Here is an 18,437-nt window from a genome sequence, read left to right on the forward strand (position 1 = left end):
AGGCACGACTCGTGACGGGACCCACCCCACCAGCCCGGTATGCCAAGGACTGCTCGGCTTCGCCATCGCTTGGGCTCGGCTCCGCCTTCGCGTGCCTCGCCTGCGGCTTCGGAACGGCTCGCCTCCGGCCTCGCGGTGGGCTCGCCTGCGGCCTCGCGTGCCTCGCCGCTCGCCCTCGGCCTCGCCGCTCGCCCTCGCGTGCCTCGCCGCTGGCCCTCGCCGCCGCCTCCGGCCTCGCGAGAGAGCTGGGATGCCACGCGTGCGGTTGCGGTGCCGTGAGGGGGAAAGCACTTCGCCCCGGGCCGCTGTGGCGGACCGGGGCGAAGTGGGCGTGCTGAACGGTTAGGCCGGGGTGAAGGCCAGGGCCACGTTGTGGCCGCCGAAGCCGAACGAGTCGTTCACTGCGGCGTCCAGCTTGATCTTGCGTGGCTCGCCTGCCACCACGTCCAGGGAGACCGCCGGGTCGAGGTTCTCCAGGTTGAGCGTTTGGGGAACCACGCCGTCGCGGATCGAGAGGACCGTGACGATGGCCTCTACTGCGCCGGCTGCGCCCAGGAGGTGGCCCAGGGCGCCCTTGGGGGCCGTCAGGACCGGGTGGTCGCCGATTGCCTTGCGGATGGCCACGGTTTCCGCGACGTCGCCCACCGGGGTGGAGGTGGCGTGGCAGTTCACGTGGCCCACGTCGGACGGGTCGATGCCGCCGGACCGCAGGGATGCGGCGATGGCACGGGACTGACCGACGCCCTCGGGGTCCGGGGCGGTGATGTGGTAGCCGTCGGCGGAGGTGCCGATGCCTGCCAGGCGGCCGTAGATCTTGGCTCCGCGGGCCTCGGCGAACTCGCGGCGTTCCAGGACCATGACGCCTGCGCCCTCGCCCAGGACGAAGCCGTCGCGGGCCGTGTCGAACGGGCGCGAGGCCTTTTCCGGCTCGTCGTTGCGGGTGCTCATGGTGCGGGCCTGGGAGAAGCCTGCCACCGGGATTGCCGTGATGCACGCTTCGGCGCCGCCTGCCACGACCACGTCGGCTTCGCCGGACTTGATCATGCGGTAGGCCCACGCGATGGCTTCCGCGCCGGAGGCGCAGGCCGAAACCGGGGCGTGGACGCCTGCCTGGGCCTTGAGTTCGAGGCCCACGTGGGCTGCCGGGCCGTTCGGCATCAGCATCGGGACGGTCAGCGGGGACACCTTGCGCAGGCCCTGCTGTTCCAGGAGGTCGTCCTGGGTCAGGAGGGTGATCGCGCCGCCGATGCCCGTGCCGATGATCACGGCCAGGCGCTGGCGGTCGACGGTGTCGTCGCTGTGGCCGGCGTCCTGCCACGCCTGGCGGGACGCCACGATGGCGACCTGCTCGGAGCGGTCCAGGCGCCTTGCCTCGACGCGGGGGAGCACCTCGGTGGGGTCGACGACCAGCTGCGAGGCGATTTTCACCGGCAGGTCGTACTTCTCCACCCAGTCGTGGGTGAGGGGGCGAACCCCGCTCTTGCCCGCGAGCAGTGCGTCCCAGGTGGACGTGACGTCACCGCCGAGCGGGGTGGTGGCACCCAGCCCGGTGATGACGACGTCGATGTCCGAACTCACTTGTTGCTGGTGATGTAGTTCACCGCGTCACCAACGGTCTTGAGGTTCGCCAGCTCGTCGTCCGGGATCTTCACGCCGAACTTGTCCTCCGCCTGGACGGCGATCTCGACCATCGACAGCGAGTCGATGTCGAGGTCGTCCACGAAGGACTTCTCAGCGGTGACGTCGTCGGCGGCCACACCGGCGACCTCTTCGACGATCTCGGCAAGACCGGACAGGACGTTGTCGCTCACTGAAGTTCCCTTTCGATTGAAACGATGAAAAAACCTTGGGTACTCACGGGCACCGGACCACCTGTCCCGCGTAGGACAGACCTGCGCCGAAACCGACCATCAGCACCACATCTCCGCTGGAGATCTCGCCCGCCGCCCGCATGTGGTCCAGCGCCATGGGGATCGAGGCCGAGGAGGTGTTGCCGGATTCGACGATGTCTCGCGCGACCTTCAGGTCCTCCCGCGCACCATTGTTGCGCAGGCGCTTGGCGATCGCTTCGATGATCCGCAAGTTCGCCTGGTGCGGGGCGAACACGTCCACATCGGACAGTGCGACGCCCGCGAGTTCGGCCGCGCGGATCGCCACGGGCGCGATCTGGGTCGTCGCCCAGCGGAAGACCGACTGGCCCTCCTGGTGGATGAACGAGTCGCGGTCGGCGATGACGATCGTCTCGGCGAGGTCACCGGCCGAGCCCCACGCCACGGGGCCGATCTGGTTCTCCTCGCTGGCACCGATGACGACGGCACCCGCGCCGTCCGCGAAGATGATCGCGGTCGAGCGGTCGTCCTGGTCGGTCCAGTCGGTGAGCTTCTCCGCGCCGATCACCAGCACGTGCTTGGCCGTGCCCGCGCGGACCAGGTCCGCGCCGGTCGCGACGGCGTAGCAGAAGCCGGCGCACGCGGCGTTGAGGTCGAACGCCGGCGCTGCCTTCACGCCGATGCGGTCGGCGACCTGCGCGGCGGCGTTCGGGATCGTCGACGGCATGGTGCACGTCGCCACGATGACGGCGCCGATGTCGGACGGGGTCAGGCCCGCGTCCGCGATCGCCCTGGTGCCCGCCGTGACAGCCATGTCCACGACGCCCTCGTCCTTGTTCGCGATGCGCCGGTTCACGATGCCGACGCGCTCGCGGATCCACTCGTCGGACGTGTCCATGCGAGCGGCGAGGTCGTGGTTGCTCACCACCGTCTCGGGCTGGTAGCTGCCGAGGCCGATGATGCGGCTACCCGCAGAGGCTTGCGCGGCCTGGAAGGTCGTCACTGAGTGGCTCCAACGGTGTCGAAGAGCTCCGCGACCTTCTCGAGCTGGTCGGGCGTCTTCAGGGCGAGGGTGGCGGTGCCCTTCATCGCACGCTTGGCGAGACCCGTGAGTGCGCCGGCGGGCGGCAGCTCGACGGAGCCGGACACGCCCTTCTCGACGAGCGTCGCCTGGCAGACGTCCCAGCGCACCGGGCTGGTGACCTGGGAGACCAGGCGGCGCAGCACCTCGGTGCCCTCGGTGACGGCCTGACCGTCCTTGTTGGACAGCAACGGCATCAACGGGTCGTGCGTGGTGACTTCCGCGGCACGCGCGCGGACGGCGTCTTCTGCGGGCGCCATGTACTTCGTGTGGAACGCGCCCGCGACGGCCAGCTTGCGGACCTTCGCCGTGCCCGGCGGGTTCTCCGCGAGCTCGTCGAGGGCGGGACGCGGGCCTGCCGCGACGATCTGGCCGGCGCCGTTGCGGTTGGCGGGCACGAGACCGAGCTCCTCCAGGCGCGCGAGCACCTCCTGCTCGTCGCCGCCGAGCACCGCGGCCATGCCGGTCGGCTCGAGTGCGCACGCCTCCGCCATGGCGGCGCCGCGCACGGCGGCCAGGGCGACCGCGTCGTCGGCGCTGATGACGCCCGCGATCGACGCGGCGGCCAGCTCACCGACCGAGTGGCCCGCGACGATCACGCCGGCGGGCAGCTCGACGCGGCGGCGCAGCTCGCCGAACGCGAGCAGCGCGAGTGCCACGACCAGCGGCTGGGTGATGGCGGTGTCGACGATCTCCTCGGCCTCCGCCGTGGTGCCGAGCCGCACGAGGTCGAGGCCCGTGATCTCCGACCAGGCGCGCACCTGCTTCTCGGTCCCCTCCAGTTCGAGCCAGGGGGCGAGCATGCCGGGCGTCTGGGACCCCTGTCCGGGGGCGAGGAGTGCGATCACGCCGATTACTAAAGCTGGTGAACCCACCGGTACCCCATGCCGTAAAGAACGAAGTACGGCGATCGTGTTTGTAGAGACCCTACAAAAGTGTCGGCCAGGTGAACCGCTCGCGACGTATGCCCAGCTCAGGGCGTGGACAGGTCGTTTGGCCATCACCCTAACGGATGTGTGCGAAGTCCGTCACAGGCCGTTCGCTACCACAGGCCCCGTGCCCGAGCAAGGCGTCCTACAGACAAAGCGACGCGGAGCACAAGTGCGTCCCGAGCGTCATGTGCATTTCTTCCGGTCATTTCCTGAACGCGCCGAAGGCGATATCTGACCGTGTTCGGGTGCACGAACAGTCTTTTCGCGCACGTCTCCAGCACGCCGCCGACCTCCAGGAACGCGTCCACGGTCTCCAGCAGGGCGCCGCCCGCGTCCTCCAGCGGTCGCGCGACCCTGTCGACGAGCTGCCACTCGGCCTCCGGATCGCCCGCGAGCGCCCGTTCCGGCAGCAGGTCGACCGAGCGGACCGGCCGCGGTGCGGCAGGCCAGCCCACGACCGCCCGCAGCCCGCTCAACGCGTCGCTGGCGCTGCGGTGGGCCTCCGAGAGCGTCGCCATCGTCGGCCCCGCCACGACGGGGCCCTCGCCGAAGCCCTCGGCGATGCGGCCCAGCACGTCCTCACCGGTCTCCGTCGGTCCGCCGAGCACGACCACCAGCCGGGAGCCCTGGATCGACAGCAGCACCGGCCGTCCCGCGCGGGTGGCCTTGCTGCGCACCAGGTAGTTCGTTCCCTGCGGGTCGTCGCTGCCGGGATTGCCGACCAGCACCGTCGCCTCGAGCGCCGGGTCCCAGCCGAGCGCGGCGGCCCTGCTGAGCAACGACTCCTCGGGATCGCCGCGCACGATGCCGTCCACGACCAGCGCTTCCAGCCGGGCGTCCCACGCGCCGCGCGCCTCGGCGGCCGCCGCGTAGGAGGTGGCGGCGGAGAAGGCGATCTCCCGCCCGTACCGCAGCACGCCCTCCATGAGCAGCGCGCGTTCGGCCTCGTTGGCGGCCATCTGCGGCATCTGCTCCTCGAAGTGCTCCAGCGCTATCCGGACCAGCTCGACGGTCTGCCGCAGGCTCACCCAGCGGGAGATGTCCTTCGGCGCCGACCGGAACGCGTCCGCGGTGAGGCGGATCGCCTGCTGCCGGTCGTGCAGCCACTCGACGAAGCCCGCCACGCCGTTCTGGATCAGCAGCAGCACGCTCGCGCGCTGGTCCGCCGGCATCCGCGCGAACCACGGCAGCCGCTGTTCCATCTCGGCCACGCTCGCGGTGGCGAGCGTTCCGGACGCGCGCTCGATCTTGCGCATCGTGCGGGCGGAGAGGGTGGGCGGACGCTCCTCCTTCGCCTCGGCTGCCTTGGTCATACCCGCAGCTTAAGGCCCTGAGGGTGACATCACCGGGACGGGTGACAGAACCCTCTCCTGCGTTTGCGCGGCCATACCTTCGGGCAGCAGAGGTCATTTCGTTCGGCGTGGAGGTTTCGTCTTGCGCAGGTTCCCGGCTTTCGTCCTCGGCGTGGTCGCGCTCACCGCCACGGGCGTGACCACCTCCGCCGACCCACCCGATCCTCTGGCCGAGTACCACGCCCAGCCGGTCAAGTGGGCGGCGTGCACCGGAAAGCTCAGCGAGCTGGAGTGCGCCACGCTCGTCGCGCCGCTCGACTACACCAAACCGGCCGGCGACCGGATCAACCTGACCATCAGCCGCAAGAAGGCCACGGCGCCCGACCGCAGGCGCGGCGTGCTGTTCACCAATCCGGGTGGACCTGGTGGCTCCGGGCTCGGCCTGCCGCTGTTCCTCGCGAAGTCCGAGCTCGTCGGGGTTTACGACGTGATCGGAATCGACCCGCGCGGTGTCGGCGGTTCGACGGCGCTGAACTGCCGCACGGCGCCCGCGATCGCCGCACCGGACTCCCGGCCGGCTGACAGCGAGTTCGGCAAGTGGGCGGCCGAGGCGCGGGAGGCGGAGGAGGCCTGCCAGAAGTCGGCGGGCGGGATCCGGCAGTTCATCAGCACCGCGAACACCGCGCGGGACATGGACATCGTCCGTGCCGTGCTGGGCGAAGCGAAGATCAACTACCTGGGTTACTCCTACGGCACGTACCTGGGCGCGGTGTACGGGACGCTGTTCCCGAACCGGCTGGACCGCAGCGTGCTCGACTCGGCGGTGCACCCGGAGTGGATCTGGCACGAGCAGTTCCGCCAGCAGGCCGTCGCGTACCGCCACGACGTCGAGATGTGGGCGACGTGGGTGGGGGAGCGCAACGAGAAGTTCGCGCTCGGCAAGTCGCGGGACGAGGTGCTGGCCGAGGTCGAGAAGGTCGCGGCCAAGCTGCACGGCGCGCCGATCGGTGAGCACAACAGGTCTTCCTTCGACGGCGCCGTGGGAGTGGGGTCGCGCTACCGTCCACTGTGGTCGGACCTGGCGTCGATCGTGATCAAGCTGCGGTCGGGCGAGAAGCCGGAGAACACCGAGGGCGCCAAGGCAGGGCAGGTGCTCGCGAAGACCGGTCTGCAGGAGCTGCGGTCCGGCGTGTTCGACACGGTCACCTGCGAGTCGGACTGGCCGACCGACCTGCACCTCTACTACGAGGACATGCGGACGTTCCGCGAGCGCTACCCGTTCGGGTTCGGCATCGTCAGGGCGGCGCCGATGACGTGCACGTTCCGCTCGTTCACCCCGCCGGAGCCGCCGGTGCGGATCAGCCGCAACGGCTACCCCGTCGGCGTGGTCGTGCAGTCCGAGGGCGACACGCAGACCCAGTACGCGAGCGGCCCGGCGATGGCGGCGCGGCTGGGGCACAACCTGATCACCGTCGTCGACGAGGGCAAGCACGGCCTCTACAACGGCGGCAACTCCTGCGTCGACACGAAGGTCAACCGGTACCTGATCGACGGGGCGCTGCCGGGCAGCAGCTCCGAATGCGCCGGCGACCCGCGGCCGGACGTGCCGAAGGACGGTCAGGGCGGCGCGGCACCGGCGTTGTCGCCCGAGCGGATCCAGGGGTACCTCGACGGGCGCGGCCTGAGCGCGGGACGACCGTAGAAATGTGGAAGCGCCCGCCACGGAGCGTGGCGGGCGCTTCCCTCTCCCCGGTCCCCACCGGTAGCTCCACTCTGGACTGTATTGAGACAAAAATCCACGTCAGCCACCCTTTCGTGTCACAGTGTCGAAGTTGCCGGGCGGTGTGATCCGCGAAACGATCAACTGGTCGGATCTTCACTCACCGCAACTTCGTTCTAGGAGGGCCCGTGGGCTCGCAAATCACCGAGGGCCTGGGCCAGGCGTGGGCGATGGTGGCCACGTTCGTGCCGAAGCTGCTCGGCTTCCTGCTCGTTCTGGTCATCGGCTGGTTCATCGCCAAGGCCCTCGCCAAGGGTGTCCAGTTCCTGCTCAAGCGCCTCGGCTTCGAGAAGCTCGTCGACAAGTCCGGCCTGAACAGCGCCATGCGGCAGTCGTCGATGGACGCCACCGGCCTGATCGCCAAGATCGTCTACTACTTCGTGCTGCTCATCGCGCTGCAGCTGGCGTTCGGCGTCTTCGGTGCGTCGAACCCGGTCAGCACGCTGCTGAACGAGGTCATCGCGTACCTGCCGCGCATCGTCGTGGCGATGGTGCTCGTGATCGTCGCGTCGGCCATCGGCACCGCGTTGAAGGGCCTCGTGACCGGTGCGCTCGGCCAGCGCTCCTACACCCGGATCATGGGCAACATCACCTACGGCTTCGTGATGGCGCTCGGCATCATCGCGGCGCTCAACCAGCTCGGCATCGCGATCTCGGTGACCATGCCGGTGCTGATCGCCGTGCTCGCCACGGTGGCTGGCGTGATCGTCATCGGTGTCGGTGGCGGCCTGGTGCGCCCGATGCAGCAGCGGTGGGAGGGCTGGCTGAACCGCATGCAGGACGAGGCGCAGGCCGTGTCGCCGATGCCGCGTGCGTCCCAGGAGATGCCGGCCTCGGTGGGCGGTCGTCCGGGTGACGCTCCGACGCCGCCGTCGGGCACGCCGATGCCCTGAGTTCTCATCTCGGAGAAGGGGCCCCGCGCGTCGGGGCCCCTTTTTCGTTGTTCGGCGGTTCTCCAGGCTCCGTCCAGCGCGTGGAACCAGGCTCGGGTCCACCGAACTGTCCGCTGTCGCGGTGGAGGACCCATGAAAGCCCTTGTGCTGTCCAGAGGCGCGGGAACACGACTGCGCGGATCATCGCTGCCGGAGGAACTCGTCCCGGTCGCGAACAAGCCTGTGCTCGAACACGGCGTGGAGAACCTGCGGGACATCGGGATCACCGAGATCGGCGTCGTGGTCGGCGAGGCCGAGCACGAGATCGCCGAGGTGCTCGGTGACGGGACGCGCCTCGGCGTCTCGATCACCTACCTCCGCCACGACGCGTCGCTCGGTCTCGCGCACTCCGTGCGGATCGCCCGGCCGTTCCTCGGCGACGACGACTTCGTGCTGTACCTGTGCGACAACGTGATCGCCGAAGGCATCGGGCACATCGCGGACGAGTTCGCGCGGCTGCGGCCGTCCGCGCACGTGCTCGTGGGCAAGGTGGAGGACCCGCGGCTGCACGGCGTCGCCGAGGTCGACGAGAACTCCCGCGTGACGCGGCTGGTCGAGCGGCCGCGGGAGTCGGGCACCGACCTCGCGTTGATCGGCGTCTACTTCTTCACGCCCGCGATCCACGCGGCCGTTGACGCGGTCGAGCCGTCGTTCGAGATCATCGACGCGGTGCAGTGGCTCGTGACGCACGAGCGGGACGTGCGGGCGCACGTCTGTTCCGGGTTCTGGAAGCACACCGGGACGGTCGAGGACCTGCTGGAGTGCAACCGCGAGCTGCTGATGGGACTGCGGACGGACATCCGGGGCCTCGTGGACTCCGAGTCGCGGCTGATCGGCGAGGTCGTCGTCGAGGAAGGCGCCCGCGTGGTGCGGTCGTGCGTGGTGGGGCCCGCGATCATCGGCCCCGGCACGCTGGTCGAGGAGTCGATCGTCGGGCCCTACACGTCGATCGGCGCGGACTGCCGGATCACCACGTCCGGGGTGGCCGACTCGGTCGTGCTGAACGAGGCCTCCGTGCACGACGTGTCCGGCATCGAGAAGTCGGTGATCGGCAGCCGGGCTCGGGTCCGGTTCCAGGCCGCGGCCTAGCCGATCCAGTCCCGAAGGCGGTCGCACTCGTCGGCGACCGCCTTCTGCCTGCTCTTCGGCAGCTTGTCGAGGTAGTCGACGGAGATGGTGCGCTCCTTGGTGATCGACCACGTGGCGACGACGTAGCCGTCGACGAGGACGGTGGGCTTGCCGCCGATGACCACGCCGAGCCGGTCGTCCGCGATGACCCTCCTGCGGTCGGCGTGGGCGAGCAGGATGTTGTCGAACTCGGGCAGCAGCCTGACCGGGAGCGGGGTGTCCGGGTCGGGGCGCGGGGCGTCCGGGAGGTCGAAGAGCTCCTTGCCAGCCTCGGTGCGGAAGGTCACGAGTTCCGGCCTGAGCTTCTCGAAGACCTCGCCGAGCCGGGTGAGGCCGGACCACTGCTGGGCGTCCATCACGGTCGACGGGCCGAACGCCCTGAGGTAGCGGAGAACGATCTCCTCCCTGGGCATGGCCTGCTGGGGCCTTCCGAGCCAGTGCTCGACCGTCGTGCAGATGGCGCGGCCGCTCTTGTGCCACAGGCCTCGTGGCGGGATCTGGACGAGGGGGAGCTTGTTGCGCAGGGCGTTGCCGAGAACCGTGTGCTCGCGGTCGGGCCAGCGCTGCTGGAGCAGCTTGCCGGCGTCCGCGGTGCCCAGCGGGGTGTCCTCGACGATCTTGCGCCCGGCCTCGGCGACCTCGTCGAAGTCGAGGCCCTGCAGGCGTTTCGCGAACGGGCCGCTGGTGACCTCGCGGTCGAGCTTGAGCTGGGTGTGGGGTCGCAGGCCGAGTGCGTCGTTCGCGCTGACCAGGTGGATCGTGCCGCGCATGAGCAGGATGCGGACGGCCTGGCGGCTGATGAGGAGTTCTTCGAGGTCCTCCGGCCGGAAATTGCTCAACCGGCTCCAAAGGCCCACGTACGGCGACTTCGGTTCCTGCGCCTGCATGCCGAAGAGGTGCTCGATGGTGGCGAGCGCGCTCAGGTCGGCGCGCTCGCGCAGCAGCTGGCGTTCGATCAGTGCCCGGTTGAGGGCGTCCCGACTCAGTGTGGTCCCCATCGGGACAGGCTAGTGCCGCGGCACTAGAACCTGATGAACGCGAACCCGGTGCCGTTCGGACGTTCGCCGTCGTGGACGACCAGGAGGTTGAGCTTGCCGGTGACGATGTCGGCGCCGTCGGAGTGCTCGACGTCCTTGATCCGGAAGTCCCTGAGCGGCTTCATGTCGGCCTTGCGGTAGGCGACGAACCGCGAGTCGCCCTGGCTGGACGCGATCAGCACGTCGTCCGTGAGCGTGAGGCCCTCCGCGTCGGCTTCGAGCCACTTGCCGCCGAAGCCGGGGTTCTCGCCGTCGGCCTCGCACTCCTCGGTCTCGGGGTTGTACTTCTGCGGTGCGCCGAACGAGCGGACCTTGTCGACGAGCTGCGGCCGGCCGAAGCCGTTGGCGCGCAAGGGGATGCGCCAGATGCCGACGTCCTCCTGTGCCGCGTAGAGGGTGCTCGTGCGTTCGTCGATCACCATACCCTCGACCTGCGGACCCTCGCCGGGCTCGCCGCACACCGTCCAGCTCTGGCCGTTCGGCAGGGTGAAGGTGCTCGGGAGGTCCAGAGTGGACACCTTCTTAGTGTCGTAGGTGGTGCCCTTCTGGACCTGCAGGAGCGCGATGCTGGTCTCGTTGCGCCGGCTCGTGACGACGACGTCCTTGCCGCCGACGTGCCCGGCGGCGAGCCCGTAGACGGTGCGCTGCTCGTCGACCTCCTGCTCGGTCTGGGAGAACACCGGCTTGGTGGCGGGGTTCGTGACGTCCTTCACGCCGTGTTCGTCCACTTTGAACACTCGGACGCGGTCACGGCCGCGGTCGCTGACGAACGCCAGGTCGCCGAGGACGTCGACGTTGTTGTAGCGCCCCGGCTTGGCATCAGGGGTGGGCGGCTGCGGCGCCGGCAGGACGCTGATCGTGCGGCCGTTCAGGTCGAACGCGGCCAGACCGCCTTCCTTGAGCGTGCCCAGGACCACACTGCGTTCGGTGTTGCGCGGGTTCACCCAGATGGCCGGATCGTCGGCGTCCGCGGGCTCCTCGAACGTCTGCGTGATCACAGTCGGTGTGATGACGGGCGTCGCAGGCGTGGTGAGGAACAAAGGGACGAGCGCCAGCGCTAAGGGAGATGACATGGTGGGACCGTAGGAAACACCGGTGTACGGCGACTGAACCCCGGGGGAACAAGCCGTGTGGTACGAGCTGGGACTGACGATCTTCGGCCAGAAGATCGCGTACACGGAGCTGGTCGGGCAGGTGCTGGCGCTCGCTGTGGTCTTTCTGGCGCAGCGCCGTTCACTCTTGACCTGGCCTGTTCAGCTGGTGTCCGTTGCTCTGCTGTTCACCGTCTATCTGTCCTCGCACCTCGGCGGGCTCGCGACCCGTCAGGTCGTCGTTGGCCTGATCGCCGTCTACGGCTGGTACGCGTGGGTGCGCCGCCGCGACCCGGTCTTCGGCGTGGTGGTGCGCAAGGGTTCATGGCGTGAACGCTTTGCGGTGGCCGGCGTTTTCGTCGTGGGGACCGTCGCGTTCGCGCTGGTACTGGACTGGCTGGACGCCTCGTGGGCGCCGTGGCCGGACGCCGCGATCTTCGTCGGCACCGTGCTGGCGTTCGCCCTGCAGGGCTTGGGACTGGTGGAGTTCTGGCTGGTCTGGCTGGTGGTCGACGCCGTCGGCGTGCCGCTGCAGATCCAGTCGGGCCTGTACTTCAGCGCCTTCGTGTACCTGATCTTCGCGGGCCTGGTGATCCACGGTTTCTGGGACTGGAACCGCACCGCCCGCCGGTTGACACAGGCGGCAAAGTCTCCCGTATGAGGGGACTGATCGCTTTACTGGCTGCTGCTTCGTTGCTGGTTCCCGTTCCGGCGGCTGCCGCATCGCCGCGGACCGGATTCGAGAAGACCAGCAGGTGGACCACCGAGGCCGAGGAACAGGCCTACCTGCGTGAGGTGGGCCTTCCTCTGACGCAGATCGGCGTCACGGCCCAAGGCCGCCCCATCCAGCTCGTGCGCGTCGGCCCGCGTTCCGCCCGCACGGTCGTGGTGTTCATCTGTTCCCAGCACGGCGACGAGCCGGCGGGTCGCGAGGCGTGCCTGATCCGCATGCGTTCCCTGCCGCGCAACTCCGACGTGACGTACCTGTTCGTGCCGACCGCCAACCCCGACGGCCGCGCCGCGAACACCCGCGGCAACTCCCAGGGCATCGACATCAACCGGGACCACCTCCTGCTGCGCACCGCCGAGGCCCGCGCCATGGCCGCCGTCTTCCGCGACTGGAAGCCCGACGTCATCCACGACCTCCACGAATTCGGCCCGTCAGCGCCCTACTACGTGAAGGACGTCCTCTGGCTGTGGCCCCGCAACCTGAACGTCGCACCCGGCGTCCACTCGCTCTCCGAGACGTTGTCGCGGTCCTACGTGCGCCCGGCCGTGGAGGCCGCCGGCCGCACCTCCGGCGTCTACGGCATTTACGTCGACCCGGTGACCGGTGAGCCGATCCGCCAGGTGGCCGGTGATCACCAGGAACGCATCCTGCGCAACACCGGGGGCCTCAAGCACGGCATGGGGCTGCTCGTCGAGACCAACGACACGGGCACTCCGGCCTTCCGCGTCGAGTCCCACCTGCTCGCCCTGGACGGCACGCAGGCGTTCGTCCGCGAGAACCGGCCGGCCATCGAAGCCGCGAACGCCGCCTCCCGTGCCGTCCGGTCCGGGCCCGTCTACTTCGGCGGCGCCGACAACCAGGCTCCGGCTCCCGAGGACGTGCTCTCGACGCCACCGTGCGGCTACGTGCTGACCGGCGCCCAGTACGTCGAGGCGCGGGACGAACTCGACCTGCACGGCATCAAGTCCCAGTACCTGCGCGGCGGCGACCGCATCGTGCCGATGAAGCAGGAGGCGCGTTCGATCATCCCGCTCCTGCTGGACGGCCGCGCCGACGAGCCTCTGCTGAAGGCCCAGCCCGTCGCCCAGTGCGGCTGATCGGCTGCCACCAACCGATATATCAGTTGCTCTGACCTGCGCTTATCGTCCTTATGCAAAAGACGTTTGCGGACGTCCGCAAACGTCTTTTGCATAACTGATATATCGGTGGGCTGATATATCGGTCGCAGACGATCTTGGGAGCGTGCTCCGATGGGCCGATGCGGGTCGAGCAGTACAGCTACTTCGCTCTGAAGAGCCTCACGATTTCGGCGGCCGAGATGACGCGGCGGCTCGGGATGGAACCGGACGAGGTCCTCGTGCGCGGCAGCAGGAGTCTCGAGCGGGACGTGCCGCGGGTGCACGCGTGGAAGATCGTCCGGCGCGGTGCAGAGGCGGTCGACGTCCAGGTTCGGCAGCTCGTCGATCGGCTGCTGCCTGTCCGTGACGAGCTCGTGCGCCTCACCGCCGACCCCGAGATCAGCGCGGTCGTGCAGCTGGTGCGTTACTTCCACGACGACGGCGAGGCGGACGCGGAGAAGGCGCCGGTCGGCTGGACGCTCTCACCGGAGACGGTCGCGTTCCTCGCCGATGTGCGTGCCTGGATCGACGCCGACGAGTACGACTACGTGTATCCGGCTGATGAGCGGTTGCGCGAGGTCAGCACCGGTTTGCTGGAGAGCGTGGAGCGGAATCTCGCCGAGCACGCCTGCCACCTGCATCGGAAGCTTGAGCACGCGACCGTGGTGGAGAGCGGTGACCTCCTGATCGCGGACAGCGGGCTGGACGACGACACGTTCAACATCGTTGCCGCGGCCAGGTTCACCGCGGAGACGGTCGGAGTTCGCGTCGCGGAGACGGTGGACGCGGTGAAGGCGACCGGCCGGCCTTTCTCGTGGTGGGTGGGGCCCGCGTCGACCCCGGCGGACCTCGGTCCCCTGCTCGTGCAGGCCGGGATCGCGGCGGCCGAGACCGAGGCGGTGATGTGGCTGGATCTCGCTGATGCGGCGCTGGCTGGACGGCAGGTCGCCGAGCTGGACATCCGTCGCGTCACCACCGAGGCCGACCTCGCGGACCACGCGGCGGTCCTGGCCTCGAACTGGGATCCGCCCGCCGCGACGGTCCGCCGGTTCTACGCCGACGCGGGGCCGTACGCGTTGGACAGCCCGGCGCGCTACCTCGTCGGGTACGTGGACGGGCGCGCGGTGTGCACAGCGGAGGTGTTCCTGCACGCGGGGGTCGCCGGGATCTACAACATCGCGACGCTCGCGGAGCATCGGCGGCGCGGTTTTGGTGGCGCGATCACCTTGGCGGCCTTGCGGGCCGCACGGGCCGAGGGTTACCGGATCGCGGTTCTGCAGGCCTCTGAGGAGGGTGAGCCCGTGTACCGGCGTCTCGGGTTCACCATCGCCGGTCAGTTCACGGAGTACGCGCTCAGGGCGTGAAAAGGGCCGCCCCGCGCGTGCGGAGCGGCCCTTCGGGACGAACGGTTACGCGAGGCCCGCGTCCGACGTGGACGGACCGGCCGCCTGCACGTCGTCGATGCGGTACTTGCGGGCCGCCTCGATGACCTTGTCCTGGCCGATCTCGCCGCGCTTGGCCAGTGCGGCCAGCGTGGCGACGACGACGGACTCCGCGTCCACCAGGAAGTGGCGGCGGGCGGCCGGGCGGGTGTCGGAGAAGCCGAAGCCGTCTGTGCCCAGGGTCGTCATGTCGGTCGGGACGTACGGGCGGATCAGGTCCGGGATCGCCGACATCCAGTCGGAGACGGCGACGACCGGGCCCTGGACGTTCTGCAGCACCTGCGTCACGTACGGCACGCGCGGTTCGGCGTCCGGGTGCAGCAGGTTGTGGCGGTCGGTGTCGACGGCGTCGCGGCGCAGCTCCGAGTACGACGTGGCGGACCACACGTCGGCGGAGACGCCCCACTCGTCGGCCAGCAGCTGCTGGGCCTTGAGCGCCCACGGGAGACCCACGCCGGAGCCGAGGATCTGGGCCCGCGGACCGCCGGTCTGCGGGCCGTCCTGGTACTTGTAGAGGCCGCGCAGGAGGCCTTCCACGTCCAGGTTCTCCGGCTCGGCCGGCTGCACGTACGGCTCGTTGTAGACCGTGATGTAGTAGAAGATGTTCTCGGCGTTCTCGCCGTACATCCTGCGCAGACCGTCCTTGACGATGTGCGCCACCTCGAACGACCACGCCGGGTCGTAGGCGACCACGGCCGGGTTCGTGTGCGCCAGCAGCAGCGAGTGGCCGTCGGCATGCTGCAGGCCCTCACCGGTCAGCGTCGTGCGGCCCGCGGTGGCGCCGAGCACGAAGCCGCGCGCCATCTGGTCCGCCGCCGCCCACAGGCCGTCGCCCGTGCGCTGGAAGCCGAACATCGAGTAGAAGATGTAGATCGGGATCATCGGCTCGCCCTGCGTCGCGTAGGACGTGCCGACCGCCGTGAACGACGCCGTGGAACCCGCCTCGTTGATGCCCTCGTGCAGGATCTGGCCCTGCTCGGACTCCTTGTAGGCGAGCATCAGGTTGGCGTCCACCGAGGTGTACGCCTGGCCGTTCGGGTTGTAGATCTTCTGCGTCGGGAACATGGAGTCCATGCCGAACGTGCGCGCCTCGTCCGGGATGATCGGGACGATGCGCGGGCCGATCTCCGGGTCCTTCGCGAGGTCGCGGACGAGCCGGACGAACGCCATCGTCGTGGCGACCTCCTGCTTGCCGGAACCGCGGCGGATGCCGTCGTAGACCTTGTCGCCGGGCAGCACCAGAGCCTTGGACTTCGTGCGGCGCTCCGGCACGAAACCGCCCAGCTGACGGCGGCGCTCCAGCATGTACTGGATCTCCGGCGCGTCCTGGCCGGGGTGGTAGTACGGCGGCAGGTACGGGTCGGCCTCGAGCTGCTCGTCCGAGATCGGGATGCGCAGGCTGTCCCGGAAGCCCTTGAGGTCGTCGAGGGTCATCTTCTTCATCTGGTGCGTCGCGTTGCGGGCCGCGAAGTGCGGGCCGAGCGAGTAGCCCTTGATGGTCTTGGCGAGGATGACGGTCGGCTGGCCGACGGTCTCGGTGGCCGCCTTGTAGGCCGCGTAGACCTTGCGGTAGTCGTGGCCACCGCGCTTGAGGTTCCACACCTCGTCGTCGCTCATCTGCTCGACGAGCGCCTTCGTCCGCGGGTCGCGGCCGAAGAAGTGCTCCTTGATGTACGCGCCGTCGTTCGCCTTGTAGGTCTGGTAGTCACCGTCGGGCGTCGAGTTCATCAGGTTCACGAGCGCGCCGTCGCGGTCGGCGTGCAGCAGCGCGTCCCACTCGCGGCCCCAGATGACCTTGATGACGTTCCAGCCGGCGCCGCGGAAGAACGACTCCAGCTCCTGGATGATCTTGCCGTTGCCGCGCACAGGGCCGTCGAGGCGCTGCAGGTTGCAGTTGACCACGAACGTCAGGTTGTCGAGGTGCTCGTTCGCGGCGAGCTGCAGCAGGCCGCGCGACTCCGGCTCGTCCATCTCGCCGTCGCCGAGGAACGCCCACACGTGCTGGTCGGACGTGTCCTTGAAGCCGCGGTCGTGCAGGTAGCGGTTGAACCGCGCCTGGTAGATCGCGTTCATCGGGCCGAGGCCCATGGAGACCGTGGGGAACTCCCAGAAGTCCGGCATCAGGCGCGGGTGCGGGTACGACGGCAGGCCGCCACCCGGACCGGCGTGCGAGTACTCCTGGCGGAAGCCGTCGAGCTGGTGCTCGGAGAGGCGCCCCTCGAGGAACGCGCGGGCGTACACACCGGGGGAGGCGTGGCCCTGGATGAAGACCTGGTCGCCGCCACCGGGGTGGTTCTTGCCGCGGAAGAAGTGGTTGAAGCCGACCTCGTACAGCGACGCGCTGGACGCGTACGTCGAGATGTGGCCGCCGACACCCACGCCGGGCCGCTGCGAGCGGTGCACCGTCATCGCGGCGTTCCACCGGATCCAGGCGCGGTAGCGGCGCTCCACCTCTTCGTCGCCGGGGAACCACGGCTCGCGCTCGGTGGGGATGGTGTTGACGTAGTCCGTGCTGGTCAGCGAGGGCATGCCGACGTGGTTCTCACGCGCACGCTCCAGCAGACGCAGCATCAGGTAGCGGGCCCGCTGCTGACCCCCGCCCTTGAGCACCTCGTCGAACGATTCGAGCCACTCGGACGTCTCTTCTGGGTCGATGTCCGGCAGGTGTGCGGCCAGACCGTCACGAATGACACGCACCCGCTCGGGGCCGGTGTTCTGCGGGCTCAAGGTGTCTCCTCGGCTTCGTTGGCGGTTCGTGCGGGGGCCCGGAAACCGTGCCCCGCGTTCCTATCGTTGTCCTTGCGCGTCGACTTCGTCACCGCTACTGATCGGTAGTTCTGGATCGTGTCTCTCACGCGCGCGCGATAAGAGGTGTGTAGAGCGTGCCTCATGCCAGTCTAGGGATCTTCACAGGGGTCCCTGTTACGGCGTGTCACGTGGTCAACAGTTGCGCCGGAGGTAGCTGACAGTGTTCGCTAGCGCGAGTAACGGACTCTGGCGGCAGTCTTAGGGCTGTCGCTCTTGCGTAGTTGGAGGAGTGAAAACCGTGGTCGCCGCGGAAGACGCCGGCAAGATCGGCGTCGCCGAGAAGCTCGGGATCGAACCGGGCATGGTCGTCCAAGAGCTCGGCTGGGACGAGGATGTCGACGACAACCTCCGTGCCGCCGTCGAGGAGCAGATCGGAGGCGACCTCCTCGACGAGGACGCCGACGAGACCGTGAGCGTGGTTCTGCTCTGGTGGCGAGAGGACGACGGCGACCTGGTCGACGCTCTGCTCGAGGCCACCGGTGTGCTCGCCGAGGACGGCGTGATCTGGGTTCTCACCCCGAAGACCGGCCGCCCCGGCCACGTGGAGCCCTCGGACATCGCCGAGGCCGTCCCCACCGCCGGCCTGTCGCAGACCTCGAACATCAGCGTGGCCGACGACTGGGCGGGCACCCGCCTGGTGTGGCCGAAGTCCACCAAGGCCAAGCGCTGAGCGCTCCACGGCTGACATAGGGTTGATCCACGGACGCTGCGACGTCCGTGGTTCGTCTTCGTCAACCGGAGGGGTCTGTTTTCATGGCGGTCGAGGTCGGTTCGGAAGCCCCGGACTTCACGCTCAACGACTACAACAAGCAGCCTGTGACGCTGTCGTCGTTCCGCGGCAAGAAGAACGTGCTCCTGGTCTTCTACCCGTTCGCGTTCAGCGGCATCTGCAACGGCGAGCTCTGCCAGCTGCGCGACGAACTCGCGACCTACGAGGACGAGAACGTCCAGGTGCTCGGCGTGTCCGTGGACTCCCCGTTCGCGCTGAAGGCGTGGGCGAACCAGGAGGGCTACCAGTTCCCGCTGCTGTCCGACTTCTGGCCGCACGGCGCCGTCGCGCAGTCCTACGGCGTGTTCAACGACACGGTGGGCATGGCGCTCCGGGGCACGTTCCTGGTCGATGTGGCCGGTGTGGTGCGGTTCGCCGAGGTGAACGCGCCGGGTGAGGCCCGGGACCAGGACGCCTGGAAGAAGGCCGTAGCCTCTCTCAAGGCATGATGTAGCTGTACCCCTGGCG

The 18,437-nt window shown here is 69.1% G+C and carries 16 protein-coding genes; 8 read left to right on the forward strand and 8 right to left on the reverse strand.

Going from position 1 to position 18,437, the window contains the following annotated elements; all coding sequences use genetic code 11:
• Positions 1-342 precede the first annotated feature (342 nt).
• The 5 genes from fabF to IEZ09_RS36715 all read right to left on the reverse strand — a co-directional run bounded on the left by fabF (position 343) and on the right by IEZ09_RS36715 (position 5,155).
• Complete coding sequence (gene fabF / locus IEZ09_RS36695) at positions 343-1,578, reverse strand: beta-ketoacyl-ACP synthase II (RefSeq protein ID WP_189258434.1); 1,236 nt, start codon at positions 1,576-1,578, stop codon at positions 343-345.
• Positions 1,575-1,811, reverse strand: a complete 237-nt coding sequence (locus IEZ09_RS36700) for an acyl carrier protein (protein WP_030465146.1) — start codon at positions 1,809-1,811, stop codon at positions 1,575-1,577. The genes fabF and IEZ09_RS36700 overlap by 4 nt, the downstream gene beginning before the upstream one ends.
• A 43-nt stretch (positions 1,812-1,854) precedes the next feature.
• A complete protein-coding gene (locus IEZ09_RS36705; protein WP_189258435.1) occupies positions 1,855-2,832 on the reverse strand; it encodes a beta-ketoacyl-ACP synthase III in 978 nt (325 codons plus the stop codon).
• Positions 2,829-3,758: an ACP S-malonyltransferase gene (locus tag IEZ09_RS36710; protein ID WP_189258436.1), complete on the reverse strand. Its 930-nt coding sequence runs from the start codon at positions 3,756-3,758 to the stop codon at positions 2,829-2,831. Before IEZ09_RS36710 ends, IEZ09_RS36705 begins: the two co-directional genes overlap by 4 nt.
• A gap of 194 nt (positions 3,759-3,952) precedes the next feature.
• Positions 3,953-5,155 (reverse strand): PucR family transcriptional regulator, encoded by a 1,203-nt coding sequence (locus IEZ09_RS36715; protein WP_189258437.1) that lies wholly within the window; start codon positions 5,153-5,155, stop codon positions 3,953-3,955.
• Positions 5,156-5,276: 121 nt separating this feature from the next.
• Between IEZ09_RS36715 and IEZ09_RS36720 the strand changes: the two genes are divergently transcribed.
• The 3 genes from IEZ09_RS36720 (at position 5,277) to IEZ09_RS36730 (ending at position 8,935) form a co-directional block, all read left to right on the forward strand.
• Positions 5,277-6,836, forward strand: coding sequence for an alpha/beta fold hydrolase (locus tag IEZ09_RS36720; protein WP_229813287.1), 1,560 nt, complete (start codon positions 5,277-5,279; stop codon positions 6,834-6,836).
• Positions 6,837-7,042: 206 nt separating this feature from the next.
• Positions 7,043-7,807 carry a mechanosensitive ion channel family protein gene (locus IEZ09_RS36725; RefSeq protein ID WP_189258438.1) on the forward strand — a complete coding sequence of 255 codons (765 nt, stop codon included), beginning with the start codon at positions 7,043-7,045 and terminating at the stop codon, positions 7,805-7,807.
• A gap of 132 nt (positions 7,808-7,939) precedes the next feature.
• Positions 7,940-8,935: a glucose-1-phosphate thymidylyltransferase gene (locus IEZ09_RS36730; protein ID WP_189258439.1), complete on the forward strand. Its 996-nt coding sequence runs from the start codon at positions 7,940-7,942 to the stop codon at positions 8,933-8,935.
• Here the strand turns inward: IEZ09_RS36730 and IEZ09_RS36735 are convergent.
• Complete coding sequence (locus IEZ09_RS36735; RefSeq protein ID WP_189258440.1) at positions 8,932-9,972, reverse strand: winged helix DNA-binding domain-containing protein; 1,041 nt, start codon at positions 9,970-9,972, stop codon at positions 8,932-8,934. The genes IEZ09_RS36730 and IEZ09_RS36735 overlap by 4 nt on opposite strands.
• 23 nt (positions 9,973-9,995) lie before the next feature.
• Positions 9,996-11,084, reverse strand: coding sequence for a phytase (locus IEZ09_RS36740; protein ID WP_189258441.1), 1,089 nt, complete (start codon positions 11,082-11,084; stop codon positions 9,996-9,998).
• Between the two features lie 55 nt (positions 11,085-11,139).
• Between IEZ09_RS36740 and pnuC the strand changes: the two genes are divergently transcribed.
• The 3 genes from pnuC (at position 11,140) to IEZ09_RS46965 (ending at position 14,314) form a co-directional block, all read left to right on the forward strand.
• Complete coding sequence (gene pnuC, locus IEZ09_RS36745) at positions 11,140-11,763, forward strand: nicotinamide riboside transporter PnuC (protein ID WP_189258442.1); 624 nt, start codon at positions 11,140-11,142, stop codon at positions 11,761-11,763.
• Entirely contained in the window at positions 11,760-12,929 is a 1,170-nt protein-coding gene (locus IEZ09_RS36750) for a M14 family metallopeptidase (protein WP_189258443.1), read from the forward strand. Before pnuC ends, IEZ09_RS36750 begins: the two co-directional genes overlap by 4 nt.
• A gap of 161 nt (positions 12,930-13,090) precedes the next feature.
• A complete protein-coding gene (locus tag IEZ09_RS46965; protein ID WP_229813288.1) occupies positions 13,091-14,314 on the forward strand; it encodes a GNAT family N-acetyltransferase in 1,224 nt (407 codons plus the stop codon).
• 45 nt (positions 14,315-14,359) lie between these two features.
• Here the strand turns inward: IEZ09_RS46965 and aceE are convergent, their stop codons facing one another.
• On the reverse strand, positions 14,360-17,119 hold the full coding sequence (gene aceE / locus IEZ09_RS36765) for a pyruvate dehydrogenase (acetyl-transferring), homodimeric type (protein ID WP_189258444.1): 2,760 nt from the start codon (positions 17,117-17,119) through the stop codon (positions 14,360-14,362).
• 319 nt (positions 17,120-17,438) lie between these two features.
• On the opposite strand from aceE, the gene IEZ09_RS36770 reads away from it, so the two are divergent.
• Positions 17,439-17,870 carry a DUF3052 domain-containing protein gene (locus IEZ09_RS36770; RefSeq protein WP_189258445.1) on the forward strand — a complete coding sequence of 144 codons (432 nt, stop codon included), beginning with the start codon at positions 17,439-17,441 and terminating at the stop codon, positions 17,868-17,870.
• 83 nt (positions 17,871-17,953) lie between these two features.
• The gene (locus tag IEZ09_RS36775) at positions 17,954-18,418 is read left to right on the forward strand and encodes a peroxiredoxin (RefSeq protein ID WP_189258446.1); all 465 of its coding nucleotides are present in this window, start codon (positions 17,954-17,956) and stop codon (positions 18,416-18,418) included.
• The last annotated feature ends 19 nt before the right edge of the window (positions 18,419-18,437 follow it).

The sequence above is a fragment of the Lentzea flava genome (assembly GCF_014648475.1).
In the GTDB taxonomy this organism is placed as follows: Bacteria; Actinomycetota; Actinomycetes; order Mycobacteriales; family Pseudonocardiaceae; genus Lentzea; species Lentzea flava.

What these genes read in the sequence shown, in the direction of transcription:
- IEZ09_RS36740 (WP_189258441.1), bottom strand. Translation starts at nt 11,084, where the DNA reads ATGTCATCTCCCTTAGCGCTGGCGCTCGTCCCTTTGTTCCTCACCACG.
- IEZ09_RS46965 (WP_229813288.1), top strand. Translation starts at nt 13,091, where the DNA reads ATGCGGGTCGAGCAGTACAGCTACTTCGCTCTGAAGAGCCTCACGATT.
- IEZ09_RS36775 (WP_189258446.1), top strand. Translation starts at nt 17,954, where the DNA reads ATGGCGGTCGAGGTCGGTTCGGAAGCCCCGGACTTCACGCTCAACGAC.
- IEZ09_RS36730 (WP_189258439.1), top strand. Translation starts at nt 7,940, where the DNA reads ATGAAAGCCCTTGTGCTGTCCAGAGGCGCGGGAACACGACTGCGCGGA.
- IEZ09_RS36735 (WP_189258440.1), bottom strand. Translation starts at nt 9,972, where the DNA reads ATGGGGACCACACTGAGTCGGGACGCCCTCAACCGGGCACTGATCGAA.
- IEZ09_RS36750 (WP_189258443.1), top strand. Translation starts at nt 11,760, where the DNA reads ATGAGGGGACTGATCGCTTTACTGGCTGCTGCTTCGTTGCTGGTTCCC.
- IEZ09_RS36715 (WP_189258437.1), bottom strand. Translation starts at nt 5,155, where the DNA reads ATGACCAAGGCAGCCGAGGCGAAGGAGGAGCGTCCGCCCACCCTCTCC.